The organism is Sphingopyxis sp. CCNWLW2 (assembly GCF_037095755.1).
Classification (GTDB): domain Bacteria; phylum Pseudomonadota; class Alphaproteobacteria; order Sphingomonadales; family Sphingomonadaceae; genus Sphingopyxis.
Genome location: NZ_JBAWKJ010000001.1, coordinates 2,017,522 through 2,044,499 on the forward strand (window position 1 = coordinate 2,017,522; position 26,978 = coordinate 2,044,499).

General features: G+C 65.7%; 23 protein-coding genes. 10 read left to right on the top strand and 13 right to left on the bottom strand.

The genetic code is table 11. The annotated features are described in order from the left end of the window. Window positions 1-115: 115 nt before the first annotated feature. The 3 genes from V8J55_RS09640 to V8J55_RS09650 all read right to left on the bottom strand — a co-directional run bounded on the left by V8J55_RS09640 (window position 116) and on the right by V8J55_RS09650 (window position 6,939). Window positions 116-2,062 (bottom strand): ribonucleoside-diphosphate reductase subunit alpha, encoded by a 1,947-nt coding sequence (locus V8J55_RS09640; protein WP_336445392.1) that lies wholly within the window; start codon window positions 2,060-2,062, stop codon window positions 116-118. 727 nt (window positions 2,063-2,789) lie between these two features. Then, window positions 2,790-5,081: an EAL domain-containing protein gene (locus V8J55_RS09645; protein WP_336445393.1), complete on the bottom strand. Its 2,292-nt coding sequence runs from the start codon at window positions 5,079-5,081 to the stop codon at window positions 2,790-2,792. Window positions 5,082-5,196: 115 nt separating this feature from the next. After that, window positions 5,197-6,939 carry an acyl-CoA dehydrogenase gene (locus tag V8J55_RS09650; RefSeq protein WP_336445394.1) on the bottom strand — a complete coding sequence of 581 codons (1,743 nt, stop codon included), beginning with the start codon at window positions 6,937-6,939 and terminating at the stop codon, window positions 5,197-5,199. Between the two features lie 51 nt (window positions 6,940-6,990). Here V8J55_RS09650 and V8J55_RS09655 point away from each other — a divergent pair, with 51 nt between their 5' ends. Next, complete coding sequence (locus tag V8J55_RS09655; protein WP_336445395.1) at window positions 6,991-7,938, top strand: L-threonylcarbamoyladenylate synthase; 948 nt, start codon at window positions 6,991-6,993, stop codon at window positions 7,936-7,938. A gap of 105 nt (window positions 7,939-8,043) precedes the next feature. On the opposite strand, the gene V8J55_RS09660 is transcribed toward V8J55_RS09655, so the two are convergent. Genes V8J55_RS09660 through V8J55_RS09675 form a run of 4 tightly spaced genes read right to left on the bottom strand, consistent with a single transcriptional unit; the run spans window position 8,044 to window position 11,092 of the window. Beyond that, complete coding sequence (locus V8J55_RS09660; RefSeq protein ID WP_336445396.1) at window positions 8,044-8,946, bottom strand: DMT family transporter; 903 nt, start codon at window positions 8,944-8,946, stop codon at window positions 8,044-8,046. Window positions 8,947-8,965: 19 nt separating this feature from the next. Further along, the gene (locus tag V8J55_RS09665; protein ID WP_336445397.1) at window positions 8,966-9,781 is read right to left on the bottom strand and encodes a hypothetical protein; all 816 of its coding nucleotides are present in this window, start codon (window positions 9,779-9,781) and stop codon (window positions 8,966-8,968) included. After that, entirely contained in the window at window positions 9,778-10,557 is a 780-nt protein-coding gene (locus tag V8J55_RS09670; RefSeq protein ID WP_336445398.1) for an SDR family NAD(P)-dependent oxidoreductase, read from the bottom strand. Before V8J55_RS09670 ends, V8J55_RS09665 begins: the two co-directional genes overlap by 4 nt. A gap of 10 nt (window positions 10,558-10,567) precedes the next feature. Further along, window positions 10,568-11,092, bottom strand: coding sequence for a thioredoxin family protein (locus V8J55_RS09675; RefSeq protein ID WP_336445399.1), 525 nt, complete (start codon window positions 11,090-11,092; stop codon window positions 10,568-10,570). 20 nt (window positions 11,093-11,112) lie between these two features. Here V8J55_RS09675 and V8J55_RS09680 point away from each other — a divergent pair, with 20 nt between their 5' ends. The 4 genes from V8J55_RS09680 (at window position 11,113) to V8J55_RS09695 (ending at window position 15,269) form a co-directional block, all read left to right on the top strand. Next, entirely contained in the window at window positions 11,113-12,630 is a 1,518-nt protein-coding gene (locus V8J55_RS09680) for an acyl-CoA carboxylase subunit beta (protein ID WP_336445400.1), read from the top strand. Window positions 12,631-12,740: 110 nt separating this feature from the next. Next, on the top strand, window positions 12,741-13,874 hold the full coding sequence (locus tag V8J55_RS09685) for an acyltransferase family protein (RefSeq protein WP_336445401.1): 1,134 nt from the start codon (window positions 12,741-12,743) through the stop codon (window positions 13,872-13,874). A 10-nt stretch (window positions 13,875-13,884) separates the two neighbouring features. Continuing rightward, the gene (locus V8J55_RS09690; protein ID WP_336445402.1) at window positions 13,885-14,091 is read left to right on the top strand and encodes a hypothetical protein; all 207 of its coding nucleotides are present in this window, start codon (window positions 13,885-13,887) and stop codon (window positions 14,089-14,091) included. Window positions 14,092-14,171: 80 nt separating this feature from the next. Further along, window positions 14,172-15,269: a S41 family peptidase gene (locus tag V8J55_RS09695; RefSeq protein ID WP_336445403.1), complete on the top strand. Its 1,098-nt coding sequence runs from the start codon at window positions 14,172-14,174 to the stop codon at window positions 15,267-15,269. A gap of 104 nt (window positions 15,270-15,373) precedes the next feature. On the opposite strand, the gene V8J55_RS09700 is transcribed toward V8J55_RS09695, so the two are convergent. Further along, window positions 15,374-15,853: a GNAT family N-acetyltransferase gene (locus V8J55_RS09700; RefSeq protein ID WP_336445404.1), complete on the bottom strand. Its 480-nt coding sequence runs from the start codon at window positions 15,851-15,853 to the stop codon at window positions 15,374-15,376. A gap of 161 nt (window positions 15,854-16,014) precedes the next feature. Here V8J55_RS09700 and V8J55_RS09705 point away from each other — a divergent pair, with 161 nt between their 5' ends. After that, window positions 16,015-16,602, top strand: a complete 588-nt coding sequence (locus V8J55_RS09705; protein ID WP_336445405.1) for a hypothetical protein — start codon at window positions 16,015-16,017, stop codon at window positions 16,600-16,602. A 28-nt stretch (window positions 16,603-16,630) separates the two neighbouring features. Here the strand turns inward: V8J55_RS09705 and ispG are convergent, their stop codons facing one another. Further along, the gene (gene ispG, locus V8J55_RS09710) at window positions 16,631-17,782 is read right to left on the bottom strand and encodes a flavodoxin-dependent (E)-4-hydroxy-3-methylbut-2-enyl-diphosphate synthase (protein WP_062177309.1); all 1,152 of its coding nucleotides are present in this window, start codon (window positions 17,780-17,782) and stop codon (window positions 16,631-16,633) included. Between the two features lie 262 nt (window positions 17,783-18,044). Here ispG and V8J55_RS09715 point away from each other — a divergent pair, with 262 nt between their 5' ends. Continuing rightward, the gene (locus V8J55_RS09715) at window positions 18,045-18,797 is read left to right on the top strand and encodes a TorF family putative porin (RefSeq protein WP_336445406.1); all 753 of its coding nucleotides are present in this window, start codon (window positions 18,045-18,047) and stop codon (window positions 18,795-18,797) included. 80 nt (window positions 18,798-18,877) lie between these two features. Here the strand turns inward: V8J55_RS09715 and V8J55_RS09720 are convergent, their stop codons facing one another. From V8J55_RS09720 to V8J55_RS09735, 4 genes are all read right to left on the bottom strand, one after another. Further along, the gene (locus tag V8J55_RS09720; protein ID WP_336445407.1) at window positions 18,878-20,026 is read right to left on the bottom strand and encodes an alpha-hydroxy acid oxidase; all 1,149 of its coding nucleotides are present in this window, start codon (window positions 20,024-20,026) and stop codon (window positions 18,878-18,880) included. 106 nt (window positions 20,027-20,132) lie between these two features. Beyond that, on the bottom strand, window positions 20,133-21,404 hold the full coding sequence (locus V8J55_RS09725) for an FAD-dependent oxidoreductase (protein ID WP_336445408.1): 1,272 nt from the start codon (window positions 21,402-21,404) through the stop codon (window positions 20,133-20,135). Next, window positions 21,394-23,115 (bottom strand): amidohydrolase, encoded by a 1,722-nt coding sequence (locus V8J55_RS09730; RefSeq protein WP_443030799.1) that lies wholly within the window; start codon window positions 23,113-23,115, stop codon window positions 21,394-21,396. The genes V8J55_RS09725 and V8J55_RS09730 overlap by 11 nt, the downstream gene beginning before the upstream one ends. Before the next feature lie 110 nt (window positions 23,116-23,225). After that, complete coding sequence (locus V8J55_RS09735) at window positions 23,226-24,104, bottom strand: NAD(P)-dependent oxidoreductase (protein WP_336445410.1); 879 nt, start codon at window positions 24,102-24,104, stop codon at window positions 23,226-23,228. A gap of 59 nt (window positions 24,105-24,163) precedes the next feature. Between V8J55_RS09735 and V8J55_RS09740 the strand changes: the two genes are divergently transcribed. The 3 genes from V8J55_RS09740 to V8J55_RS09750 all read left to right on the top strand — a co-directional run bounded on the left by V8J55_RS09740 (window position 24,164) and on the right by V8J55_RS09750 (window position 26,962). Then, window positions 24,164-25,414, top strand: coding sequence for a threonine ammonia-lyase (locus tag V8J55_RS09740; protein WP_336445411.1), 1,251 nt, complete (start codon window positions 24,164-24,166; stop codon window positions 25,412-25,414). A 150-nt stretch (window positions 25,415-25,564) separates the two neighbouring features. Next, a complete protein-coding gene (locus V8J55_RS09745) occupies window positions 25,565-25,963 on the top strand; it encodes an acyl-CoA thioesterase (RefSeq protein WP_336445412.1) in 399 nt (132 codons plus the stop codon). 72 nt (window positions 25,964-26,035) lie between these two features. Next, window positions 26,036-26,962, top strand: a complete 927-nt coding sequence (locus V8J55_RS09750) for a homocysteine S-methyltransferase family protein (protein WP_336445413.1) — start codon at window positions 26,036-26,038, stop codon at window positions 26,960-26,962. Window positions 26,963-26,978 lie beyond the last annotated feature (16 nt).

The window sequence follows — 26,978 nt, forward strand, 5'->3', positions numbered from 1 at the left end:
TTATCCTCGGGTCTTGTCTCGGTTCGTGTGCCCCGGCGAAAGCCGGGGTCCAATCCTGTGTTGCGTTACTGCGCGCTGGGTCCCGGCTTTCGCCGGGGTTCACGCGGCGGGAGCGTTACTGACAGGCCAGACACTCGTCATAGTCGGTGCTCTCGGCGCTCAGTTCGAACTTCGGCGCTTCGGCGGTGTTGTCGGCCTCGACCCCGCCCGCGAAGCCGGCGCGCTGCACCGATTTCGAGCGGAGATAATAGAGCGATTTGATGCCGAGTTCCCACGCGCGGTAGTGGAGCATGAGCAGATCCCATTTCTCGACGTCGGCCGGGATGAAGAGGTTCAGCGACTGCGCCTGATCGATGTAGGGCGTGCGGTCGGCCGAGAGTTCGAGCAGCCAGCGCTGGTCGATCTCGAAGCTCGTCTTGTAGCAGTCCTTCTCGTCCTGCGACAGGAAGTCGAGGTGCTGGACGCTGCCGCCGCGTTCGAGGATCGAGTTCCACACCGCGTCGCTGTTCTTCGCCTTGTCGACGAGCAAAGCTTCGAGGTGCGGGTTGCGGATCGAGAAGCTGCCCGAGAGCGTCTTGTGCGTGTAGATGTTCGCGGGGATCGGCTCGATGCACGCGCTGGTGCCGCCGCAGATGATCGAGATCGACGCGGTCGGCGCGATCGCCATCTTGCAGCTGAAACGCTCCATCACGCCCTGATCGGCGGCGTCGGGGCAGGGGCCGCGCTCGTTCGCGAGCAGCATCGACGCCTGATCGACCTGCGCGCGGATATGCTTGAAGACGCGGAGGTTCGACGATTTCGCCATCGCGCCCTCGAACGGCAGGCCGCGCGCCTGGAGGAAGCTGTGGAAGCCCATGACGCCGAGCCCGACCGAGCGTTCGCGGCTGGCGCTATATTTGGCGCGCGCCATTTCGGGTGGGGCGCGGTCGATATAGTCCTGCAGGACATTGTCGAGCATGCGCATGACGTCTTCGATGAAGATCTTGTCGCCGTTCCACTCGTCCCAGGTTTCGAGGTTGAGCGACGAGAGGCAGCAGACCGCGGTGCGATCGTTGCCGAGATGGTCGCGGCCCGTGGGCAGCGTGATTTCCGAGCAGAGGTTCGAGGTGGTGACCTTGAGCCCGAGATCGCGATGATGCTTCGGCATCATGCGGTTCACCTGGTCGATGAAGATGATGTAGGGCTCGCCGGTCGCGAGGCGCGTTTCGACGAGCTTCTGGAACAGCCCGCGCGCGTCGACGGTGCCGCGGACGCTGTTGTCCTTCGGGCTGCGGAGGTTGAATTCGGCGCCGTCGCGGACGGCCTCCATGAACTCGTCAGTGATCAGCACGCCGTGGTGGAGGTTGAGCGCCTTGCGGTTGAAGTCGCCCGACGGCTTACGCACCTCGAGGAATTCCTCGATCTCGGGGTGCGAGACGTCGAGATAGCAGGCGGCCGAGCCGCGGCGAAGGCTGCCCTGCGAGATGGCGAGGGTGAGCGAGTCCATCACGCGGACGAAGGGAATGATGCCGCTGGTCTTGCCGTTGAGGCCGACGGGTTCGCCGATGCCGCGCACCGCGCCCCAATAGGTGCCGATGCCGCCGCCGCGGCTGGCGAGCCAGACATTCTCGTTCCACGTGCCGACGATGCCCTCGAGGCTGTCGTCGACCGAGTTCAGATAGCAGGAGATGGGCAGGCCGCGGCCGGTGCCGCCGTTCGAGAGAACGGGGGTCGCGGGCATGAACCACAGCTTCGAGATATAGTCGTAGAGGCGCTGGGCGTGATCCTGATCGTCGGCATAGGCCGACGCGACGCGCGCGAAGAGATCCTGATATGATTCGCCGGGCAGCAGGTAACGATCCTCGAGCGTTTCCTTGCCGAAGTCGGTGAGCAGCGCGTCGCGGCTTTTGTCGGTGACGATCTCGAATCGGCGCGCGTGCACCTTGGGCTCGCTGCTGTCGTTGAGCTTCGCCGCGGGCGCCGCATCGGCAACCGATTCGCTCGCTGCCGGAGCGTCATTCTTTGCCAGTTCCATCGTCGCCACGTCGCTCGTCTCCACCCGTTCCGTTTCCCGAAAATCCATCTTATTCGCCCCCGATTTGAACGCGCACGCGGTGCGCTTTGTTCCTGTCTTGTTCGACTCAGGGCGAAGCCCCGGTCTTAGCATCTAAACCTGTCCACGTGGGCACTTTTTTTGGGCGCAGCGAGGGTTTTCCCGTGTCCATATGGGATGGACGACGGAAATCCGCCAGTTGCAGCCGAATACTATTTCTTGGGGTGCCCCCGTGTGTGACCCACCACCTATAGTGCCACGTCGGCGCCGCGATGCAAGACGCTAAATGACAGATCGGGGACTCAATTCGTCGATAATTTGATTCGTCTCGTCGCGGCGGATGCACGAGCGCGAGGCGCCGCGCCAGCCTTTCCGCGGGTTAGCGCGCGGATTGGCAGAAGCGGGATGAAAAGCGGATTTTTTTGAGTGGGGAAGGCAAGTGCGAAAGACGGCACCGGTGACGCTGTTGTGGTGCGGTTCATTGTATCGGCAAGCGATCCTCCTGCGGCGGACCGCCTCGTGGGCTTCGGGCAAAAGAAAAGGGCCCCGGCTATGCCGGAGCCCCATTCCTAAATTCTAATCCGGGTCAGGCCTGACCGCCACCGCTATCGGTGCCGCCGCCGCCCAGGAATCGCCAAAACCAACCCATGACAAATCTCCTGTCGCACTGCCCACGACGGAACAGTTAACAGCGCGTATACCTTAATTATTAAGGTAAATCGAGTCTTAACTATAAACATTGCCGCCAGTTTGGCAGTTATGCAGTGCGGTTCTGGGAAGTGGCGGTGAGAGTCGCGGTCAGTTCGGAAAACAGTTGAGGTTTTCCAAGATGATAGCCCTGGCCGACATCGCAGCCGAGGCCCGCCAGAAGCGCCATGGTTTCGGCGTCTTCGATGCCTTCGGCGACCGCGACGGCGCCGAGACGGTGCGCGAGATCGATCGTCGATTTGACGACTTCGAGGTTCCGCTGCGAATCGCGCATCGTCATCACGAATCGCTTGTCGATCTTGATTTCGTCGGCCTCGATCTCGGTTAGATATTCGAGGTTTGACTGGCCGGTGCCATAATCGTCGATCGACAAACGAATGCCCGTCCGGCGGAGCTGAGCGAGCGTCTGGCGCGCCTGGCGGCTGTTTTCGATCTGCGCTGTTTCGGTGATCTCGATCGTCAAAATCTCGGGCGGCAGATGATGCGCGGTGAGCATCACGCGGATCGTGCCGACGAGGTCGCTATGGTCGAGCAGGCTCGCCGACAGGTTGACCGACATGCTGATGGGAAGCCCGCGTTCGCGCAGCTGCGCCGCCGAGCGGATCGCCTGGTCCATCACGAACAGCGTCAGGCGATAGATGTCCTGGCTCTTTTCGGCCTGGACGATGAATTCGTCGGGCGGGATCGGGCCGCGCGTCGGGTGCGTCCAGCGCGCGAGCGCCTCGACCCCGACGAGCTGCCGCGTCGCGATTTGATATTGCGGCTGGAAGGCGACCCAGATGTCGCCGCCGGTCAGCGCGTCCTCGAGCTGCGAGTGGAAGGAGAGCTGCCAACCGGCGTCTTCCTTTTGCCGCGAGGTATATTTTGTCCATAGCGAGCGCGTGCGGATCGCGCGTTCGGCCGCGACGAGCGCCGCGGCGAGGCGCTGCGCGTTCGACCCTTCGAACTCGTCATTGACCCCGAAGGCGATCGCGACGTCGACGCGCAGCTCGCCGATCGTCAGCGGCGCGTTGAACAGCGCGGCGAGGCCCGCGAGCTGCCCCTCGATCTGGCTGTGCTGATAATAGGGGACGAGCCACGCGAAGGTGCCGTCGAGATCGTGGTGCAGCGTCGTCCCCTGCGACGCGAGCTGGAGGCGTCGCGTGACCTGCTCGACCAGCTTGCCGATTCCGTCGCCCGGGATGAAGGCGGCGAGATCCTCGAAATTGACGACCTTCGCCGCGACGACAGTCGCGCTGCCGAACGCCGTCTGCGTCCGCAGCGCTTCGAAATTGGGGAGGCCTGACACCGGATTTTCGCGCTGCGCAGAGGCACGGCGGCGGGTGCGGGATACGTTGGTGCCGATCGCCGCGATGAAGACGAGCGCCGGGCCGATCCAGATCGTGATCAGCATGGAGCTGAGGACGACCTTACCGGCAACGAGCAGCGCCGTTGTCGCCACCGCGAGCGACATGAAGCCGCGCTTCACCTGCGCGAACAGCAACGCCATCATAACCCCGACGGCGAGCAGGAAGGCCGGCGCCCAGCCGACGTCGACCGGATTGCCGCGCTTTAGCGTCTCAGCGGCAATCAGGTGGACATAGCCGCCTGGAAGGCGGTTGTGACCGGGAAGGAAGAAGCTGTCCTGAAAATTGGGGGCGGTCGGGGCGAAGATGACGTCCTTGCCCACGAGTTCGCGTGCGGCGACTTTGCCGCTGACGACATCGGCGGCGCTATACCGCGGGATCGTCGCTGGGTCGTAAGTGAAGTCGAGGCGGAAGGTCGCCGGCTCCGCGCTATATTTGCCGGCGATGATCGACGCGAAGCTGGGCAGCACGCGGTCGTCGGCGGCATAGCTGATCGGCACGCGCCACAGCTGCCAAAATTCGGTTTCCCACGCGATGCTGGCGATCCGCACGTCGTTGCCGAAAGCGGGGCTGGGAAAGGTCGAGATATTTTCACCGGAACCCGGCGCAGTCCGCGTGGGCACCGCAAGGACGACGCGGTCGCCCATCCGCTTCACAGCATCGACGAGCAGAGGGAAGTCGCGGTCCTTTTCGCGGCGGTCGAAATAGAAATCGACGAACAGGCGCTTGGCGCCTGCCGCATTCACAGCGTCGACCACGGCGGCATAATGCCGCGGCGCATAATCGCGATTGGGTGATGCATCTAGTGTCTTCGCGTCGAGTTCGACCATCACGATGTCGCCGGTCACTGGCCGCCAGGCGACGCTGCCAACGAAGGCTTCGAGCACGCGATCGATAGGTTCGGCGATCGACGTCAGTCCCGCCGCCAGGCTGAGAAGCAGCGACAGGGCGATGGTTCGCCAGCTGATCATCAGACTTTTGACCGGGATGGGCACGCACGTCTCCAGCAATTGCCGGCCCGTGCCTAGTCCCAGATGGTTATCATCGTGTTAATTATGAATGAAATCCTGCGCCGCGCGCCGGAGCATCAGGCGCAGGATTCCATGTGTTTCAGGCGATCGCGGGCAGCGGCGCCAGCGCCGCGTCGCCAGCGAGCGCCGAGGCGGCGAGGCCGGTCGCCGCGGGGACGATCTGCTGGAGATAGAAACGCGTCGAGGCGATCTTCGCTTCGAGGAAGGCGCGGTCGCCGCTACCTTCGTCGAGCGCCGCGCGCGCGGCTTTGTGCTGGATCGCCATCAGCCAGCCACAAGTGGCAGTCGCGAGCATGGTGAGATAGGGATAGCTGCCGGCAAGCCGGTCGCCGGTGTTCGCGCCGACCATCCAGTCGGTGACCGCGCGGCACGCGTCGACGAGCTGCTGCAATTCGGGGAAGTCGGCGGCGCCGTGCGCGATATCGTCGATCAGGGAGCGGACAAGATCGCCCCCCGCCATGCCGAGCTTGCGCCCGACGAGGTCGGCGGCCTGGATGCCGTTGGTGCCCTCGTAGATCGGGGCGATGCGTGCATCGCGATAATGCTGCGCGGCGCCGGTTTCCTCGATGAAGCCCATGCCGCCGTGAACCTGCACGCCGAGGCTCGCGACCTCGCAACCGATGTCGGTCGCGTGCGCCTTGACCAGCGGGATCAGGATCTCGGCGCGCATCGCGGCGGCTTCGTCGCCGAGCTTGCCGAAATCGATCTGCGCGGCGGCATAATAGGTCAGCGCGCGTGCGGCCTCGGTCTGCGCGCGCATCCGCCACAGCATGCGGCGCACGTCGGGGTGCTGGTCGATCGTGACGGGGTTGCGGTCGGTGCCGCCCGCGAGCGCCGACTGGACGCGCTCGGCGGCGAAGCGCTGCGCCTGCTGCGTCGCGCGCTCGGCGATCTGCACGCCCTGACAGCCGACCATCAGCCGCGCGTTGTTCATCATCACGAACATCGCGCGCATGCCGCCCATTTCGGCGCCGACGATCTCGCCGAGGCAATCCTCGTCCTCGCCATAGACCATCACTGCGGTGGGCGAGCCGTGGATGCCGAGCTTGTGCTCGATCGACGCGCAATGGACGCCGTTCGAATGCGCCGGCTTGCCATCGGCGTCGAGGCGGTATTTGGGGACGAGGAAGAGCGAGATTCCGCGCGTTCCCTCGGGCGCGCCGGGGGTGCGCGCGAGGACGAGGTGGACGATATTGTCGGTGAGATCATGCTCGCCGAAGGTGATGAAAATCTTCTGGCCCTTGATCCGGTAGAGGCCGGCGTTCGGGCCTTCGGTCACCTTTTCGGCGGTCGAGCGCAGCGCGCCGACGTCGCTGCCCGCGGCAGGCTCGGTCAGGTTCATCGTGCCGTTCCATTCGCCCGAGACGAGCTTGGGAAGCCAGGTCTGGCGCTGTTCCTCGGTGCCATAGGCCATCAGCGCGTGGATCGCGCCGGGGGTCAGGATGTTGCACAGGGTAAAGCCCATGTCGGCGCTGCCGAGCGCCTCGATCACCACGGTCGCGAGGGTGAAAGGCAGGTCCTGCCCGCCATATTCGCCGGGGCCGTCGATGCTGCCCCACCCATTGTCGACGAAGGCTTTGTACGCTTCCTTGAAGCCCGGGGGCATGGTGACCTTGCCGTCCGACCATTTGGGGTTGTTGACGTCGCCGACGCGGTTGAGCGGCGCGTAGACGTCGGCGGCAAATTCGCCGATTCCGGTGACGATCGCTTCGATCATGTCGGGGGTTGCGGCGGCGAAACGCTCGTGCTGCGCCATCGCGTCGACGCGCGCGATATGGTCGAGGACGAAGAGCTGTTCGGTGGTCGGCGGCGTATAGGTCATGGGCAAGCTACTTTGCTGGTGAATCTCGTTGCGCGGGCGCTATAGCGCGGCATGGCCGATGCCTCAAAGTCTACAATTGCACTTCCGTTCGATAGCTCGGCGATCGCCGAGGCGGCGGCGCTGATCGCGGCAGGCGAGCCGGTCGCGGTGCCCACCGAGACGGTCTATGGCCTCGCCGCCGATGCGCGCAATGCGGAGGCGGTCGCGCGAATTTATGCCGCGAAGGGGCGGCCCGATTTCAATCCGTTGATCGTGCATGTGCCCGACCTTGCCGGGGCCGAGCGTCTAGGAGTGTTTGGCGATGTCGAGCGCCTGCTGGCGGCGCGCTTCTGGCCGGGGCCGCTGACGCTGGTGGTGCCGCGCACAGCGGATTGCCCGGTGGCGAGCATCGCGACCGCGGGGCTCGATACGATCGCGATAAGGGTGCCCGGACACCGCGCGATGCAGGCTTTGCTCGCCGAGAGTGGCGCACCGCTCGCCGCGCCCAGCGCCAATGCGAGCGGCGGGGTGAGCCCGACGAAGGCAAGCCATGTGCTCGCGAGCCTCGACGGGCGGATCGCCATGGTGATCGACGACGGCGCGACGACGGCAGGGGTCGAATCGACAATTGCTCGCGTGCAGGACGGCGCGATCGAGATATTGCGCCCGGGGCCGGTGACCGCCGCGATGCTCGGCGAAGCGAGCGGGCTTGCGGTGACCGGTGTAAAGGGATCGGAGATCGTCGCGCCGGGGATGCTCGCGAGCCATTATGCGCCGGGAAAGCCGGTGCGGCTGGGGGCGGTGATTTTTGCCGCTGACGAGTTCGGGATCGGGTTCGGCGCGGTCGCGGGTGATTATGATTTGAGCGCCGCGGGCGATTTGACCGAGGCGGCGGCGCGGTTGTTCGACGCGCTCCACGCCGGGGCGGCAAGTGCAAAGCCGAAGATCGCGGTGGCGGCGATCCCGGTCGAGGGGCTGGGCGCGGCGATCAACGACCGGCTGGCGCGGGCGGCGGTGTGATCTTCTCCCCTCCCGCTTGCGGGAGGGGTTGGGGGAGGGCCTGTTTCGGCAACTCCCCACCTCGACATGCCCTCCCCCAACCCCTCCCATAAATGGGAGGGGAGATCAGGCGGCCGCCGGCTCGATCGGGTCGCCGTGCGGCGCCTTGCGCGCGACGATCAGGCAGGCGGCGACGATCAGCAGCGCGCCGGCGAAAGTCGGCAGCGTGACGGCTTCGTCGAAGAAGAACCAGCCGAAGAGCATCGCCCACAGGAAACCCGTATATTCGGTGGTCGCGAGAATCTGCGTTTCGGCGCGGGCATAGGCCCAGCTCAAAAGCAGCAGCGAGGTCGTCGCGAGGAGCGCGGCGCCGAGGATGTGCGGCGCATGGCCCGCAGCGGGGACAGCGAGGAACCATGGCGCGCCCAATGCGAGGATCGCGGCGACGAAGAAATTCTGGAAAAAGGCGATCTCCATCGGCTCGGCCATCTTCGCCTGCCGCCGCGCGAGGATGAGGTTGTAGGCGTAGAAGATCGCCGAGAGGAACACCGCGCCGACGGCGAGTAGCGCCTCGTCGCTATAGTCGCTGCCGCCGAGTTTCCCCGCGACGATGACGATCACCCCGCACAGGCCGAGGATCGACGCCGCGATCGAGCGCGGACCGATCTTCTCGCCGAGAAAGATCGCGGCCATGTAGAGCGCCATCAGCGGCGCGACAAAGGCGAGCGCGATCGCCTCCGCCATCGGCAGCCGCGCGAGCGCCCAGAAAAAGCAGAGCGCCATCCCCGCAACGAACAGCGAGCGCCATGCGTGGATCTGCATCGTCGCCTTGTCGGGCCATTTTGGGCGGCTCGCGAAATAGAGCGCGCCCGCGAGCAGCGTGCCGGTCCCGGTGCGCCAGAGCACGGCGTTATAGGCGCCGAGCTCGATCGACAGGCCCTTCATCAGCACATCCATCGCCGAAAAGGTCGCGATCCCCGCACACGCGATCAGGAAGGGGATGACGGGAGAGGGCGAATCGGGGCGCATGGGTTGGCAACTAGCAGAGTCAGCGGACCTTTCGGCCGCTTTCCTTCGCCCGGTTGGCGAAATAGGCCATGAGCTGGTCAAGCCGGCCTTCGATGGCGTCGCTCGGTGGGTCGGGAAGCACGCCGAGCGAGCCATAGCGATGAAATAGTGAATGGCGTCCGCCGATGTCGACGGCTTCAAATATCGACTTTCCCGCGTGCGGGATGATCTCGCCCATCGGGTCGAACGGCAGTTTTTCGGTCACTTCGCCAGGACTATATTCTTCCAGCCATTCGGCAATGAAGCCGCAGTCGGCGGCGCCGAGCGCGAGTTCGAATTTGCCCCGGTCCGGCTTGATATACTCGTTTTGGAAATCGAGGACGACCCGCCCCTGCTTCGGTTTCGGGTTGCCCAATCCATCGCTGTCGTCGGCAGGCGGATATTCGCAATCGATCCGGACGATCTGATAGTTGCTGCGCATGTAGAGCGCCGTCGAACGGAGGTGGATTGCAGGCGCGAGCTCCGCCCTGTTCGAATCGTCATAGGGGCGGAAGGATTCCTGCCCTCGGCGGCGGAGGAGCGGAGCGAAACCCTCTTCGGCATCGAGCAGATCGCCGTCGCAGGTAAAGGCGAGAGGGTCGAAGAAGCTCTTGGCCTCATCGAGCTGTTTACGCGCCGTCTCCTGACCTTCGTCGAGGCCGAGGCAGATCGCGCTAGTTGCCGGCCTGCCTGCCGCCAGCCGCACATCCGGTTCAGCCGCAGGCCTATCTTCCTCCGCCGGCGATGCGACCTGCCCAGCCGCCGGCGCGAGGGGCAGGAGCAACAGGCCAAGCAGCAAGCCGCCGCGACGCATCACCGGAAGGTCGCCTGACCCGCGCCGTCGATGTTGAGCTTTTGCCCCGAGCAATAGCTGTTCGCGCCCGAGACGAACCAGACGACCGCTGCGGCGACGTCGGCGGGCATGGCGACGCGGCCGAAGGGCATTTTGGTGTCGAGATGGTGGATGTCCTCGTTGCCGGTGATCGCGCGCGACAGTTTCTCGCCCATGTCGCTGACGGTGAGCGCGGGGGCGACGATGTTGACGCGGACGCCGTTGCCGAGCTCTTCCTTGGCGAGCGCGTAGGCGAGGGCTTCGCCGGCCGCCTTCGCCATCGTGTAGGGCGCGCCATTGGGCGAATGGGTATAGGTCGCGATGCTCGAGATGATAATGATGTCGCTGCGCGCGTGGGTGCGGAGCTGCGGCAGCGCGAGACGCGACAGGCGGTGCGGGCCGGCGGCGTGGACGGCGAAGAGCTTGTCGACTTCTTCGGGCGTTGTTTCGGCCACCGACTGCCCGCGGCTGGCGATGCCGGCGTTGTTGATCAGGATCGACATGGGGCCGAAGTCGGCCTCGATCGCGGCGACCATCGCGGCGCAGGCGGCCTCGTCGGTGACCGACGCCTGATAGGCTTTGGCCTTGCGGCCGAGCGCCTCGATCGCGGCGACGGTTTCGGCGGCGGCGTCTTCGCCGCGGGTGTAGTTGACCGCGACGTCGGCGCCGGCTTCGGCCAGGCCGATCGCGATGCCGCGGCCGATCCCGCGCGAGGCGCCGGTGACGAGCGCGGTGCGCCCCGCGAGAATCCCGTCGGCCATGTCTCTCTCCCTAACCCATCAGTTCATTATAGATGTCGTCGTCGCTGCGGCTCGCGGCGTTGCGCCATTTGGGCGCCGCCTTGCGGTTGAGCACGGTGCCATTCGCATCGAGGATCGCGACGGTCGGCGTGCCCTTGATTTTAAAGCGGAAGCGCTTGGGCACATCGGCGTTGCGGCCTTGCCCGCTGATATGCGGCATGCCGATGTCGGCGTAGACGATCTCGTAGCGATTGCGGACGGGGGCGAAGCGGTCGGTCGCGATCAGGTTCGCGAGCCAGGCGCTGTCGTGGCAGCCGCCGGTGCCCATCACGAGCAGGACGGGCTTGCCCGACTGTCCGGCTTTGGCGAGCGCGGCGTCGATCGCGGGCATCGGGTTCGGGTCGAAGGCATCGCTCTTGTAAGCGTCGGCGACGCCCGGAATCGTACGCGTTTCGGTGGCTGCGGCGGACGACATGACGAGCAGCGCGGCGGTGAGGGCGAGGGCGATCGGGCGTGTCATTTGCCGACGATAGGTTTCGGATGACGTTTCCGTCAACGTAAGATAGCCTTCGCCCCATGAGCTGGAAAAAAGAGATCGAAGAGCTGGGCCAACGCCGCGCGATGGCCGAGAAGATGGGCGGCGCGGAAAAGGTCGCGCGGCAGCATGGGCGCGGCAAGATGGACGCGCGGGCGCGGCTCGCGGGGATCGTCGACGAAGGCAGCTTTCGCGAGATCGGCAAGATCGCGGGCCGCGGCAAATATGGTGCGGACGGCGAGCTGGAGGATCTGGCGGCGTCGAATTTCATCTTCGGGCGCGCGAATATCGACGGGCGGCCGGTCGTCGCCTCGGCCGACGATTTCACCGTGCGCGGCGGCGCGGCCGATGCGGCGCTGCACCGGAAATTCGTCCAGTGCGAGGCGATGGCGCATGAATATCGCCTTCCGCTGATCCGCATGATCGACGGTACCGGCGGCGGCGGGTCGGTCAAGACGTTGGAGGATATGGGCTATACCTATATCCCGCACGTGCCCGGCTGGGACGAGATCATCGCGAACCTCGATACCGTGCCGGTGGTGGCGCTCGCGCTCGGGCCGACCGCGGGCCTGGGCGCGGCGCGCGTCGTTGCGAGCCATTACAGCGTGATGGTGCGCGGGCTGTCGCAGCTGTTCGCGGCGGGACCCGCGGTCGCGGCGGCGATCGGCGATACATTGGACCGCGAGGAACTCGGCGGCAGCGACGTGCATACGCGCAACGGTGTCGTCGATGACGAGGTCGCGAGCGAGGTCGAGGCTTTTGCCGCGGCGCGGCGGTTTTTGTCCTATCTGCCGTCGTCGATCCACGACCGGGCGCAGCGCACGGCATGCAGCGATCCGGTCGACCGGCGCGAGGAGAGCCTGCTGTCGGCGGTGCCGCGCGAGGCGAAGCAGGTTTACTCGATGCGGCGCATCGCGAACGCGGTGTTCGACCAGGACAGTTTCTTCGAAATGGGCGCGCGTTGGGGGCGGGCGGTGATTACCGCCTTCGCGCGATTGGACGGCTATCCGGTCGCGGTGCTCGCGAGCGATCCGTCGTATCTTGGCGGATCGTGGGACGCGAAGACGAGCGAGAAGGCGGAACGCTTCGTGAAGATGGCCGACCAGTTCCGGCTGCCGATCGTCCATCTGGTCGACAATCCGGGCTTTATGATCGGCGGCGAAGCCGAGCGGACGGGGACGATCCGGTACGGCGTGCAGGCGATGAACGCGATCTACCGCGCGACGGTGCCGCTCGCATCGGTGGTGGTGCGCCGCGCCTATGGCATCGCGGGCAGCGCGATGTCGAACGCCGAGCGCTTCCAGTACCGCTTTGCCTGGCCGTCGGGCGACTGGGGCAGCCTGCCGATCGAGGGCGGGGTCGAGGTTGCGTACAAGAGCGAGCTGGAGGCGGCGGAGGACCCCGCGGCGCATCTGGAGGCGATCAGGGAGCGGCTCAATCGCGTACGTTCGCCGTTCCGCACCGCGGAGAAATATGGGGTCGAGGATATCATCGACCCGCGCGATACGCGGCCGCTCCTGTGCGAGTTTGCCGAGCTGGCGTGGCGGGTGCTGAAATAGTCCTTCATTCGTCATTCCGGCGAAGGCCGGAATCCCGACCTTGCTTTTGGATCGCGAGGGTGAGATCCCGGCCTTCGCCGGGATGACGGAACGAAGGGGGACGGCAGCCTTTGAACACCGCGCGCCATCATGGCATGGACTGGCTGCGGATCGGCGCGTTCGGGCTGCTGATCCTCTATCATATCGGCATGTATTTCGTGCCGTGGGGCTGGCATGTGAAGATCGCCGAGCCGCTGGACTGGGTGCAGTTGCCGATGCTCGCGACGAACAGCTGGCGGCTCGCGCTGCTGTTCCTCGTGTCGGGTTATGCGAGCGCGGCGCTGTTCGCGAAGCTGGGCGGCAGCGGCGCCTTTGCGCGCTCGCGCAGCGCGCGGCTGCTGATCCCGCTCGTCTTCGGCATCATCGTCATCATCCCGCCGCAGCCGTGGATCGAACTCGTCGGCCAGCATGGCTATCGGCATGGCTTCCTGCATTTCTGGCTCCATGATTATTTCCGCTTCGGATCGCTGGGCGGGATCGTCCTGCCGACGTGGCAGCATCTGTGGTTTGTCGTTTATCTGTGGGTCTATACGATGCTCGCCGCGGCCCTGGCGGCGCTGGTGCCGGGCGCGATGCGGGCGCGGATCGCCGATGGCGCGGCGCGGTGGCTCAGCGGCGCTGGGCTGCTCATCTGGCCGCTCGCGGCGTGGTTGCTCATCCATGCCGCCTTTCCGGACCATGAGGAGACGCACGCGCTGTTCGACGACGGCCCGTCGCATCTTCATTATCTGATGCCCTTCCTTGTCGGCTGGTTGCTCCGGGTGCGGCCGCAGCTGTTCGATGTGGTGGCGCGCTGGTGGCGCGTCGCGCTGGTCCTCGCGGTCGCGGCGTTCGCGGTGGTCGCATGGATCATGTGCCTCTGGCTGACCGGGGCGCAGCCCGCCGAGTGGGGCCGGCTGCCGTTCAATATCGCGCATCTGGTGCAGGGCTGGGCGACGATCGTCGCGCTGGTCGGGATCGCCGACCATTATTGGAACCGCGATCACCCGTCGCGCACGATGCTCGCCGAGGCGGTGTTCCCCTTTTATATCATCCACCAGACGATCATCGTCGTCGTCGGCTGGTATCTGCTGCAGGCCGGCGTCGCGGCACTGCCGTCCTTCCTAGTCCTGCTCGTCGCGACCACGCTTGGATGCTGGCTTTTCTACGTCATCGGGCGCAACATCGGCTGGCTGCGGCCGCTGATCGGATTGCAGCGCAGATAGGGAGGGCGTCATGGGGGCTTTAAGGGGAATCCTGACGATTGTCGGGGTCGCGGCGATCCTTGTCGGCGGGCTGTGGGTGCTGCAGGGGCTCGACATCGTCCGCTGGCCGGCGAGCAGTTTCATGCTCGGCGACACGGTTTGGACGCGCAATGGCCTGTTTTTGTCGATCCTCGGTATCGTCCTGATCCTGTTCGCTCGCAAAAGACGGCAGCCCTGACGGATCGACTACAAATGTAGTTGATCTGTATTGTCTATGTGATACGCCATGGCCAATCCGGGGTTGGATTGGAGATGAAGATGACGATTTCCCTGCGCCTCTTGCCCGGCCTGCTGATGGCCGGTGCGATAATCGCTGCGCCGTTGATCGCCTCGCCGGCGGCGATTGCCGCGGACGAAGTGAATGGCGATGCGGTCGCCGAAAAATATGCCGCGCTGCTCGAGCGCGACTATGTCTATCCCGAAACCGGCACGAAATACGCAGCGGCGCTGCGCGCGGGTGTGAAGGCCGGGCGTTACAAGGCGCTTTCGGGCGAGGCATTGGCCCGCGCGATCGACGCCGACATCGACGCGGTGGCGCCCGACGGGCATTTGCGGTTGCGCGTTCCCGATGCGGTGAGACCCGCGGGAGGTGCCAGCGGACCAGCACCCGGACCGCGGCCGCAGAAGCCTCCGATCGAGCAGGCGGGCTGGATCGCGCCGGGGATTGCTTTTGTCCGCTTCAACGTCTTTCCCAACGATGCGAGCGTGACCGAGCAGGCGGCGAAGTTCATGGCGGACCATGCCGACGCGAAAGCCATCATCTTTGACATTCGCTCGCATGGCGGTGGCGGGCTCGAACAGATGGACGTCATGTTCCCGTGGATTTTCGACAAGAAGACGCGCCTCGTCACGATGGCGACACGCGCGTCGGTCGACGCCGAGGGCGGCTCGCCGATCGCCGGCATTCCCTCGCTGCACGTGGTGAAGGGCGACGCCGGCATGGTGACGCGCGAACATTGGATCACGCCGAATGCCGACAAACGGCTGAGGGATGCGAAAATCTATGTGCTGACGTCGGGCGCGACGGGATCGGCGGCCGAGCATTTCTCGCTTGCGATGAAGCATACCGGGCGCGGCGTGCTGGTGGGTAGCGCGACCGGCGGTGCCAATCATTTCGGGCGCGGCGAGGATCTGGGCGGCGGCTATGGCGCCTTCATCCCGGTCGGGCGCACCTATGACCCCGCGACCGGCAAGGATTGGGAAGGCGATGGCGTCCAGCCCGACATCGCGGTGGCACCCGCCGACGCGCTGGTGCGCGTGCTCACCGAACTGGGTGTGGCGCCGGCGGAGGCGAAGACGCTGTCCGATGCGCATATGCCCAAGTGGCCGATGGAGCGGCGCAAGCCGCGGAAGTAAACAGCTTCCCAATTCCGTTCGTGTCGAGCGAAGTCGAGATACCCTGAAGGCAGGTACAACCGATGAGCATCTCGACTTCGCTCGATGCGAACGGGATTTGATGGCTAGGCGTTCGCGAGAGCCGTCAGGGCCTCGCCGTCGACGCGCATCACGGTCCATTCGTCCATCAGCCTGGCGCCGAGGCTCTGGTAGAAACCGATCGACGGCGTGTTCCAGTCGAGCACCCACCATTCGAGGCGCGCGCAGTCGCGTTCGACGCAGAGCTTGGCGAGATGCGCGAGCAGCGCCTTGCCGAGCCCCGATCCGCGCGCTTCGGGGCGGACGAACAGATCCTCGAGATAAATGCCGGGCTTGCCCTCGAAGGTCGAGAAATTGTGGAAGAAGAGCGCGAAGCCCTGTGCCGCGCCATCGATTTCGCCGATCAGGACTTCCGCATAAGGCCGCGGGCCGAAGAGTTTCTCGCCGAGCTTCGCCTCGTCGAAGCGGACTTCGTGCGCGAGCTTTTCATAATCGGCGAGGTCGCGGATGAACTGCGCGATCAGCGGCAGGTCGACGGGGGTGGCGGGGCGGATCGAGAGGGTCACCGGGCTATCCTGCTGAGAGGGAGGTTGCGGCGCTTTTAACGCGCGCGCGGCGGGGGGCAATGGTGCGCTTATCCGGTCAGCGAGAAGGTGCGCCCTTGCCGCCACGCCGGCACCCTGTAATCAGGACCGGCGACAGAGTGCGCGAACGACGGGAGATGCCGATGCCGATGCCGATGGTGAGCGCGCGATTGCTGGTGCTGGCGTTGCTGGCGGGGAGCGCGGGTGTTTCCGCCATGGCGCAATCGGCGCCAGTCGCTCCGCCCGCGGAGACCGTCCGCGACGGTCTGCGCGATTTCGATTTCGAAATCGGGACCTGGGCAACCGAGGTGCGCGTGCTGCGCAATCCCTTGTCGGGCAAGCCGCCGGTCTGGGCCGAATATCGCGGCACGAGCCTCGTCCGCAGCCTGATGGATGGCAGGGCGAACAGCGTCGAGCTGTCGGTCGCGGGGCCCGCGGGGAAGATCGAGGGCATCTCGTTGCGGCTTTACGATCCCGGCGCCCGCCGGTGGAGCCTCAACTTCGCCAGCCTGCGCGACGGGGCGTTGACCCCGCCAGTGATCGGCGGTTTTGGCGCCGATGGACGCGGCGTCTTTTATGGCGACGACAAGCTGGGCGAGCGGCCCGTCCGCGTGCGGTTCGTCATCACGCAGGTTTCGGCCGACGAGGCGCGTTTCGAGCAGGCCTTTTCGGCCGATAGCGGCGCGACATGGGAAGTGAACTGGGTCGCGGTCGACCGGCGGACGGACTGAGCCGCCACGGGAATGTCGCTTGCGGGGGTTACGCCGCCTTGCCGTGCAGCGTGTCCATGCTCACCGAACTGCCCGCGTCGATCTCGGCCGCCTTCGCTTCGACGAGCTTGACGATATGGCTGATCATGTCGGCGTCCTCGACATGATGGTCGGTGACGCCCGACAGGAACACCATATGCTTGCCATTGCCGCCACCGGTGATGCCGATGTCGGTTTCGCGCGCTTCGCCGGGGCCGTTGACGACGCACCCTAATACCGAGAGCGACATCGGGGTCTTGATGTGGCTGAGCGCGTCTTCGAGCGCCTGCACGGTGCGGATGACGTCGAAGCCCTGCCGCGCGCAGCTGGGGCAGGAGACGACGCGGACGCCGCGGGTGCGGAGGCCCAAGGATTTGAGGATTTCATAGCCGACGCGCACTTCCTCTTCGGGTTCGGCCGAGAGTGATACGCGGATCGTGTCGCCGATGCCGGCCCAGAGGAGGTTGCCGATGCCGAGCGCCGATTTGACGGTGCCGCCGATCAGCCCGCCGGCTTCGGTGATGCCGAGGTGCAGCGGGCAGTCGACCGCGTCGGCGAGCTGCGCGTAAGCGGCGACCGCGAGGAAGACGTCGCTCGCCTTCACCGCGACCTTATATTCGTGGAAGTCGTGATCCTGCAGCAGCTTGATATGGTCGAGTGCGCTTTCGACGAGCGCCTCGGGGCAGGGCTCGCCATATTTTTCGAGCAGGTCTTTTTCGAGGCTACCGGCGTTGACCCCGATGCGGATCGCGCACCCGTTGGCCTTTGCGGCGCGGACGACTTCGCCGACGCGCTCGGACGAACCGATATTGCCGGGGTTGATGCGCAGGCACGCGGCGCCGGCGTCGGCGGCTTCGAGGGCACGTTTATAATGGAAATGGATGTCGGCGATGATCGGGATGCGCGACGCGCGGACGATCTTGCCGAGCGCCGCGGTCGATTCGGTATCGGGGCACGACACGCGGATGAGGTCGGCGCCTGCCTCCTCGCAGCGGCGGATCTGGTCGATCGTCGCGACCGGATCGCTGGTCAGCGTGTTCGTCATCGTCTGCACGCTGATCGGCGCGCCGCCGCCGACGGGGACATTGCCGACCATGATCTGGCGGCATTCGCGCCGCGCGATGTCGCGCCAGGGGCGCAGGCCGGGGTTGTGATCGCTCATGGTGCGGGCTCGATAAGAAAGGGAGATATGCGCCGCTCTTTAGCCGCCCGGGGGGCGCTTGGCAAAGCCCGGTGTGTTCCGCGGCGCCTGTTGCGCGAAAGACACAGTCTGACGCCGATTCGTCACTTTGCGCAATTTTCGTTTGTGCGTCGCAGCAAAATCGGCAATTTCGAACGCGTTCGACGTTACAGGCCCGTACGAAGAGGCGTGAACACGCAACGGCAGGCTGGGACGATCCGTTTTTTATTTAGGGGGATCACCCATGAAATTTCTTACCAAAGCGTGTTTCGGCATGCTGCTCGCCGCGTCGTCCATGTCGACGCCCGCCTTCGCCCAGGAAGAAGAAGCGGCCAGCGGTCCGTTCACGCTTTCGGGCGGCATTGCGGTCACCTCGGACTATCGTTTCCGCGGAATTTCGCTGTCGAACGAAAAGGTCGCCGTGCAGCCGACGCTGACGCTCAGCCATGAAAGCGGCCTCTATGCGGGCGTCTGGGGCTCCTCGCTCCCCGACAGCGATGCCTATGGCAAGTTCGAACTCGACCTCTACGCGGGCTTCAACACCGAAATCGCCTCGGGCACGACGGCCGATATCGGCGTGACCTATTACACCTATCCGGGCAGCCATGACGGCGGCGCGCCGACCGACTATTTCGAAGGCATCGGCAAGCTGTCGCACGACATCGGTCCGGTCTCGGTCACCGGCATGGTCGCCTATGCGCCCAAGCAGAATTCGCTCGGCGACGACGACAATATCTACCTGAACCTCGGTGCCGGCTTTGGCGTGCCCAATACGCCGCTGACGCTGACCGCGGGCGTCGGTTACAACGACGGTTCGCTGGGCCTTGTGTCGCCGGACGGCAAATATATCGACTGGTCAATCGGCGCTTCGGCGGTTGCGGGCCCGCTGACCTTCTCGGTCCAATATATCGACACCGACGTCAAAAAATCGGGCATCAAGGCGCTCGACACGCTTTACGATCCAACCGTGGTCTTTACGCTGGGCGCATCTTTCTGATCGCCTAGCGGGTCAGCGACCACGCGCTAAGGGGACGGCTTCGGGGGAGGCCGTCCCCTTTTTCGTGCGCGAATGCCGGGTTACCGCCAGCGCAGATTATGGGAGCCGAGATCGGCGAGGGTCCTGGCCCCCATCAATTTCATGCCGCGTTCCATCTCGGCGCGCAGCAGCGCGATCGCGCGCGCGACGCCATCCTCGCCCGCCGCGGCGAGCGCGTAGAGATAGAGGCGGCCGCCCGAGCAGGCCTTGGCGCCGACCGACAGCGCTTTCAGCACATGCGTGCCGCGCGTGATGCCGCCGTCGCAGATCACCTCGACCTTGTCCCCCACCGCCTCGACGATGTCGGCGAGCGCGTCGAAGGGGGAGATGCTGCCGTCGAGCTGGCGTCCGCCATGGTTGGAGACCATGATCGCGGTGGCGCCGATGTCGGCGGCGCGCTTCGCATCCTCGACCGCGACGATGCCCTTAAGGCAGAAGGGGCCGTCCCATTTCTTGCGGATCGCCTCGGCGCGTTTCCAGTCGAGGCTTTGGTCGAGCATCGAGGTGAAATATTCGGCGACCGATTTGGGGACGCTCGACCCTTCGGAAACATGCGTCGCAAGGTTCGGCAGGCTGAATTTTTCGCGGAGGACATAGTTGAGACCCCAGCCGGGCTTGGCGGCATAGCTCAACATGTTGCGCGCCGTGAAACGCGGCGGCGAGGTGAAGCCCGAGCGCAGGCAGCGTTCGCGGTTGCCGCCGACGATCGTGTCGACGGTGAGCGCCACGGCATCGAATTTCGCATCGCGTGCAGCGTCGAGCATCGCCTGATTGAGCCCTTCGTCATGGTGGACGTAGAGCTGGAACAGCTTGGGGCCGTTCGTCAGCGCGCCGGCTTCGGCGAGGCTGATCGTCGCGAGGCTCGAGATGCCCGCGACGGTGCCCGCATTGGCGGCGGCGCGGAGGACGGCGCGCTCGCCCTGCCAGTGGAACAGGCGCTGGAGCGCGGTCGGCGACAGGAAGAGCGGCATCGCCATTTCGCGCCCGAAGAGCGTGGTGCGCATGTCGACGCTTTCGACCCCGGCGAGGACGCGCGGGATCAGGTCGCAATCGTCGAACGCCGCGCGGTTGCGGCGGCGGGTGACCTCGTCGTCGGCGGCGCCGTCGATATAGTCGAACACCGGCCAGGGCAGGCGGCGCTTCGCGAGCGCGCGGAAGTCGTCGATATTGTGGCAGTCGGTCAGGCGCACCTAATTTCCCCGTTGTACCTCTGCGAAGGCAGGGGGCCATCACCTGCCGCCGCGCAAAATTCCAGCACCGGAGATGGGCCCCTGCCTTCGCAGGGGCACAGGCTCCTTAAAACACCGTCCGCGCCGCGACCGTCCCCTTGGTCGCAAAGCTGAAACGCGGTTCGACGGCGAGATTCCTGTCGAGGATGTGCGCAGCGACGCGTTTGCCGACCGCGGGGCCGTTCTTGAACCCGTGGCCCGAGCCGCCGCCGACGAGCCAGACGCGTTCCTGCCCCGGGAAACGGTCGATCAGATAATCGCCGTTCGAGCTATTCTCATATTGGCAGACGCGCCCGCCGATCAGCGGTGCATTGGCGAGTCCGGGAAAGCGGCGCTGCATGTATGCGCGCGCCTCGGCGATCCCTGCCGGGGAGAGCTGGCGTTCCATCGTGTCGGGATCGACCGCCGGACCATGGACGTCGATCGCGATCTTGAACCCCGCGCCCTCGAGGTCGGGGATGCCATAGACGATGCGGCCGTTGTTGAAATCGGCCCACACGGGCAGCTCGGGCGGCGCGAAGCGGCTGTCGCCTTGCGGCGCGCCGAAATGATAGACTTCCTGCCGCGTCGCGACGATCTTGCCGCCCAATTGCTGCGGGAAAAGTTCGGCGATCCACGGGCCCGCGGCATAGACGAGATGGTCGGCGGTGCCGCCGTCGGGAAGCGTGTGCTTCCTGATCCGCTTCGAAAAGAGCGGCGCGGGCATGACGACGCGCTCGACCTCGATCTGCGCATCGGCGATCACCTCCTGCACCCCGCGCGCCGCGATCAGCGCGCCCGCCTCGGTTTCGAGGATGCCGGTTTCGCCCTGATAGAATTGGATCTGGCGATATTTGTCCTGCAGCCAGCGGACGTCGCCATGCTCGTGGCCGACGCGGTTCGCCTGCAGCCACGCGAGCGACTGCGCGGTGTAGGCGTCGCCCTGTGGCGCGAACCACAGCACGCCGGTGTTGTGGAAGATCGGTGCGCTCGCGCTGTCGGAAAGATCTTTCCAATATTTGAGCGAGTCGCGTGCCATCTCCGAATAGATGGTGTCGGCGCCGTACCCCATGCGGATGACGCGGCTTTCGCCCCCCGACGAGGCGCGTGCGTTGCCCGCACCATAGGCGTCGAACAGCCGGACCGTCTTGCCCGCGCGCAGCAGATGCCACGCGGTCCAGGCGCCGAACACGCCCGCGCCGATGATCGCGACATCGACATGCTGGACCTTGGGCTTCGCGGGTTTGCGCTTCTTCGGCTTGCGTTCCTTGCGCTCGGCGGCCGCGGCGGCCGCCGCGGCGACAGGCAGCGCGGCGAGGCCGGTGAGCAGCGCCCGCCGGGTCGGCACGTCAGCGGCCAACGGTCGCGCCCTCCTTCTTCTTGTAATAGCGATAGCCGCCGATCCATGTTTCGAGCGGGGTCATTTTACGAATTTCGTCGGGACTCGCGAGCATCGGATCGGCCTCGACGATCAGGAAGTCGGCGCGCATCCCGGGCATCAGCGTGCCGATGCGGTCCTCGGCGAACCCGGCGAAGGCGGCGGTGCGCGTGAAGCCGTCGAGCGCGGCTTCGCGCGTCACGATCTCCTCGGGACGCCAGCCGCCGAACGGCTCGCCCTTCGCATCGGTGCGCGAGATCGCGGCGGCGATGCCGGGGAAGGGGTTGGCGCTTTCGACCGGGACGTCGGAGCCGAAGGCAAGGCGGGCGCCCGCATTTTCGAGGCTGCGCCAGGCATAGGCGCCCTTGAGCCGATCGGGGCCAAGGCGGGCTTCGGCCATCACGCGGTCGCTGGTCTGGTGGACGGGCTGCGTCGAGGCAATGACCTTGAGCGTTGCGAAGCGCGGAATGTCGACGGGATCGATGATCTGCGCATGCTCGATGCGCCAGCGGCGCTCGCCGGGCAGGTCGGCGGTGAGGTCGGTAATGGCGTCGAGCGCCTCGGCATTGGCGGCGTCGCCGATCGCGTGGATCGCGACCTGGAACTTGTCCATCGACGCGCGCACCATCTTGTTGCGGAGCTGCGCGGGGGTGAGGAGGGGCAGGCCCTTTTGCCCCGGCGCGTCGCTGTACGGCGCCTTCAGCCAGGCGCCGCGCGACCCCAAGGCGCCGTCGAGCAAGAGCTTCACCCCGACCATGCGGAGCCGATCGTCGTAGAGCCAGGGCGTCGGTTCGGGCCCCGCGATGATCGCCATATTGTCGATGTCGGCGCCGTAGCTGAGGATGCGCACCGAAAGCTGTTTCTTGTCGCCGGCGCGGCGATACGCCTGCCAGTCGGCGATGCTGGTGCCCATGTCGGCGATCGTCGTGATCCCCTGTTCGAGCAATTTCTGCTGCGCGAGATACAGCGCGCGGTCGAGGTCGCGTGCGAGCGGTCTAGGCTTGGCGCTCTCGATCAGGCTCATCGCGGCGTCGACGAAGACCCCGCTCGGCTTGCCGCCCTCCATTTCGATGCGCCCACCTTCGGGTGACTTGCTCGCGGGAGTGATCTTTGCGGCGGTCATCGCCGCCGTGTTCGCCCAGCCGGCGTGGCCGTCGACGCGTTCGAGCCAGACGGGGCGGTTCGGCACCGCGGCGTCGAGATCGGCGGCAGTCGGGAAGCGGCCGAGCCCCCATTTTTCCTGATTCCAGCCCGAGCCGATGATCCACGGCATTTCAGGATTTTCGGCGGCATATTTGCGGATCGCCGCCTGCGCTTCGGCGAGGCTATTGGTGGCGCTGAGGTCGAGCAGCATGAGCTGGAAGCCCAAACCCATGACATGGCCGTGCGCGTCGATCAGGCCCGGAATCAGCGTACGGCCCTTGCCGTCTTCCTTGAAATCGGGACGTTCGGGGCGTTTGTCCTTGCGGTCGAGCAGCTGCTTGACCTTGCCTTGCGTGTCGATGACGAGGCCGGTGAAGCGCACGAGCTTGCCGTCCTTGTCGAGCGTGATGCCGTTGACATTGTCAACGAGGGTGTCGGCGTGCGCAGGGGTGGTGACTAGCAGCGCCGCGAGCACCAGCAATCCCCTCCCGCTTGCGGGAGGGGCAGCGAGACTTGCGAGCTTGCTCGTTAGTCGTAGCGGGGAGGGCATGGTGCGGGGTCGGCTAGCCCTCCCCGCTGCAACTAGGCCCGGCCTTGCCGGACCAAGTTTCGCTGCCCCTCCCGCAAGCGGGAGGGGAGTGTTTTGCACGAGCCCGCCGCTCACTTGGGAATCCTCGTCACGAGCGAGCTGGTGTCCTTTCGCCCGCCACCGGCCTTTTGCACGTCGGCGTAGAATTGGTCGACGAGGCTCGCGACCGGCAAGGTCGCGCCGTTGACGCGTGCTTCGTCGAGCGCGAGGCCCAAATCCTTGCGCATCCAGTCGACTGCGAAACCGAAGTCGAATTCATCCTTCGCCATCGTGCCCCAGCGGTTGAGCATCTGCCAGCTCGCCGCGGCGCCGCCCGAGACGGCCTCGAACACCTTGTCGGTGTCGAGCTTCGACGCCTGCGCGAAACGCAGCGCTTCGGAGAGTCCCTGAACCACCCCGGCGATCGCGATCTGGTTGACCATCTTCGTCGTCTGCCCCGCGCCGGGCCCGCCGATATGCACCATGCGTGCGGCATAGGCCTGCATCACCGGCGCGGCGGCGTCGAAGGCTGCCTTGGTGCCACCGCACATGATCGAGAGCGTGCCGTTCTGCGCGCCGGCCTCGCCGCCCGAGACCGGGGCGTCGACGCAGAGGAGGCCGAGCCCTTCGGCCTCGACCGACAGCTGGCGCGCGATGCGGGCGGAGACGGTGGTGTGGTCGACGAACAGCGCGCCCTTTCGCATCGCCTTGAACGCGCCGTCGCGGCCGAGCGTCACCTGCGCGAGATCGTCGTCGTTGCCGACGCAGGTGAGGACGACATCGGCGCCCTGCGCCGCCTCGGCCGGCGTTGCCACAGCGATGCCGCCGTGCTGCGCGACCCAGGCATCGGCCTTGGCGCGCGTCCGGTTGTAAACGGTGAGGTGGTGGCCCGCCTTGACGAGGTGGCCTGCCATCGGTCCGCCCATGACGCCGGTTCCGATGAAGCTGATGCGCAATTTTTGTTCGCTCATGGCCAAGTCCATAAGCATAGTTTGCGCGGCGCGCCAGATAGGCTAGTGCGCTTGCCGTTATGACAGATCAACTCACCCTGACCTCCGCCGCCGATTTACCGGCGATCACATTGGACGATGTGCGCGCGGCGGCGGGGCGAATTAACGGCGCGGTGGTCCGCACCCCGACGCTCCATTCGCAGACCCTGTCCGAAATGGTCGGCGCCGAAGTGTGGCTGAAGTTCGAAAATCTGCAGTTCACCGCGGCGTACAAGGAGCGCGGTGCGCTGAACGCGCTGTTGCTGATGGACGAGGAAGCACGCGCACGCGGTGTGATCGCCGCGTCGGCGGGCAATCATGCGCAGGGGCTCGCCTATCATGGCAAGCGTCTCGGCGTTCCCGTTACCATCGTGATGCCGAGCACGACGCCGCAAGTGAAAGTCTCGCAGACCGCGAGCCATGGCGCGACGATCGTGCTGTTCGGCGAGAAGTTCGACGATGCTTATGCGCATGCGCGCGAGCTGGAAGTCGAGCGCGGGCTGACCTTCGTCCATCCCTTCGACCATCCGCACGTCGCGGCGGGGCAGGGCACGGTCGCATTGGAAATGCTCGAGGACGTGCCCGATCTCGACACGCTGATCGTGCCGATCGGCGGCGGCGGGCTGCTCGCGGGCATGGGCACCGCGGCGCGCGGGATCAAGAATGACATGCGCCTGATCGGCGTGCAGGCCGAACTCTATCCGTCGATGTACGCCGAACTCAACGGCGTCGACATGGCGTGCGAGGGCGATACGCTTGCCGAGGGTATCGCGGTCAAGGAGCCGGGCAGCTACACGCGCAAGCTCGTCGCCGAACTCAACGACGATATCGTGCTCGTCGCCGAGCGCCACCTCGAGCGCGCGGTCAGCTTGCTGCTCCAGATCGAAAAGACGGTGGTCGAGGGCGCGGGCGCGGCGGGGCTCGCGGCGCTGCTCGCGCACCCGGAAGAATTCGCCGGACGCAAGGTCGGGCTGGTGCTGACCGGCGGCAATATCGACACCCGCCTGCTCGCGAACGTGCTGCTGCGCGACCTCGCGCGCTCGGGCCGCATCGCGCGCCTGCGCATCCGGCTTCAGGATCGTCCGGGCGCGCTGTTCAAGGTGATGAAGCTGTTCGACGAGAAGCAGGTCAACATCATCGAAATCTATCACCAGCGCATCTTCACGACGCTGCCCGCCAAGGGGCTGATCACCGACATCGAGTGCGAAGCGCGCGACCGCGAGCATCTCGACAGCCTCGTCGCGGCGCTCCGCGATGCGGGCTATATGGTGACCACCGTCGAACTGGCATAGACTATGTCGATATTCAGCCCGTGGCGGGCTGCGAACGGCCGTCTCCTGCGCTTCCGGTGCTCACGTACAAAAGTACGCTGCGCTCCGGTTCTCGGAGCCGGCCATTCTCGCTCCACCACGAACTGAATCTCGACATAGTCTGGGCGGCCGATGAAAGAATATACTCTCGAACTTACTGCGACGCCCGAGAGCATCGACGAGCTGGGGCATGTCAACAATGCCGTCTGGGTCCAGTGGATCCAGCAGGTCGCGACGGGGCATTGGGACGCCGCCGCGCCGCAGAGCCACAAGGACGCCTATATCTGGGTCGTGGTGCGGCACGAGATCGATTATCTGCGCGCGCTGGGCCCCGGCGAGACGGTGACCGCGCGGACGTGGGTCGCCGACAAGCCGCAGGGTGCGAAGTTCGACCGCTTCATGGAATTCACCGGCACGGACGGCAAGGTGCATGTCCGCGCGCGGACGGTGTGGGCGCTGCTCGACAAGGCGAGCGGGCGGCCGCTTCGGGTGACTGACGAAATTGTTGCGCCTTTTCTGATGAGTAGCTGAAAGTTGGTCTGATAGACAATAGACCGCTTCCCTTATAATATTCGCGGCGGATATTTGAAGGAGGGGCTGGCGATGGCGATCTCTTCACTACCGCAACTGGAACGATTTTTCCTGACCGATGCGGGTCTCGAAACCGATATTTTATTCAACAAGGGCATCGACTTGCCGCTCTTTTCGTCGGTGACCTTGTTCACGTCCGACGAAGGTCTCGACGTGCTCGAAGCCTATTACCGCGACTTCCTCGATCTCGCGCGGCGTAAGGGCACCGGCCTGATCCTCGAAAGCGCGACCTGGCGCGCGAGTCCCGACTGGGCCGAACCGCTGGGCTTTTCACTGGCCGAACTCGATGCGTTGAACGGCGCGGCGATCGATCTGCTGACCCGGCTGCGCGCCGAATATGCCGATGTGCCGGTCGTTATCAGCGGCTGCCTCGGCCCGCGCGGCGACGGCTATGATCCGGGGACGGTTATGCGCGCGGAGGAGGCTCAGGCCTATCACGCGCATCAGGCGGGGGTGCTCGCGGTGGCGGGGGCCGAGATGCTCGCGGCGATCACGATGACCAATGTCCCCGAGGCGGTGGGCGTGGCGAATGCCGCGAGGGCGCTGGGGCTTCCGGTCGCGATCAGTTTCACGGTCGAGACCGACGGGCGGCTGCCGACGGGGGATGCGCTGGGCGCTGCTGTCGCAGCGGTCGATGCGGCGACCGGTGGTTACCCGGCCTATTATATGATCAACTGTGCGCATCCGACGCATTTCGACGCGGTCTTGGATGATGGTGCGGCGTGGACGGCGCGGATCGGCGGAGTGCGTGCGAATGCATCGTGCCTCAGCCATACCGAGCTCGACGCGATGACCGAACTCGATATCGGCGATCCGGCGGACCTCGCGGCGCGCCACCGCGCGTTGCTCGACCGCTTTCCGCAGATCAAGGTCGTCGGCGGCTGTTGCGGCACCGACCTGCGTCATGTGACGGCGATTGCGGAAGCCTGCGTGGCGTAGCGTGGTTGCCAGCGCG

Bases quoted from the DNA above. Each gene is read 5' to 3' on its own strand.
- V8J55_RS09640 (WP_336445392.1), bottom strand. From the start codon at position 2,062: ATGGATTTTCGGGAAACGGAACGGGTGGAGACGAGCGACGTGGCGACG.
- V8J55_RS09745 (WP_336445412.1), top strand. From the start codon at position 25,565: ATGAAAGAATATACTCTCGAACTTACTGCGACGCCCGAGAGCATCGAC.
- V8J55_RS09695 (WP_336445403.1), top strand. From the start codon at position 14,172: ATGACGATTTCCCTGCGCCTCTTGCCCGGCCTGCTGATGGCCGGTGCG.
- V8J55_RS09680 (WP_336445400.1), top strand. From the start codon at position 11,113: ATGAGCTGGAAAAAAGAGATCGAAGAGCTGGGCCAACGCCGCGCGATG.
- V8J55_RS09705 (WP_336445405.1), top strand. From the start codon at position 16,015: ATGCCGATGCCGATGGTGAGCGCGCGATTGCTGGTGCTGGCGTTGCTG.
- V8J55_RS09670 (WP_336445398.1), bottom strand. From the start codon at position 10,557: ATGGCCGACGGGATTCTCGCGGGGCGCACCGCGCTCGTCACCGGCGCC.
- V8J55_RS09750 (WP_336445413.1), top strand. From the start codon at position 26,036: ATGGCGATCTCTTCACTACCGCAACTGGAACGATTTTTCCTGACCGAT.
- ispG (WP_062177309.1), bottom strand. From the start codon at position 17,782: ATGAGCGATCACAACCCCGGCCTGCGCCCCTGGCGCGACATCGCGCGG.
- V8J55_RS09655 (WP_336445395.1), top strand. From the start codon at position 6,991: ATGGCCGATGCCTCAAAGTCTACAATTGCACTTCCGTTCGATAGCTCG.
- V8J55_RS09715 (WP_336445406.1), top strand. From the start codon at position 18,045: ATGAAATTTCTTACCAAAGCGTGTTTCGGCATGCTGCTCGCCGCGTCG.
- V8J55_RS09730 (WP_443030799.1), bottom strand. From the start codon at position 23,115: ATGCCCTCCCCGCTACGACTAACGAGCAAGCTCGCAAGTCTCGCTGCC.
- V8J55_RS09735 (WP_336445410.1), bottom strand. From the start codon at position 24,104: ATGAGCGAACAAAAATTGCGCATCAGCTTCATCGGAACCGGCGTCATG.
- V8J55_RS09650 (WP_336445394.1), bottom strand. From the start codon at position 6,939: ATGACCTATACGCCGCCGACCACCGAACAGCTCTTCGTCCTCGACCAT.
- V8J55_RS09740 (WP_336445411.1), top strand. From the start codon at position 24,164: ATGACAGATCAACTCACCCTGACCTCCGCCGCCGATTTACCGGCGATC.
- V8J55_RS09660 (WP_336445396.1), bottom strand. From the start codon at position 8,946: ATGCGCCCCGATTCGCCCTCTCCCGTCATCCCCTTCCTGATCGCGTGT.
- V8J55_RS09690 (WP_336445402.1), top strand. From the start codon at position 13,885: ATGGGGGCTTTAAGGGGAATCCTGACGATTGTCGGGGTCGCGGCGATC.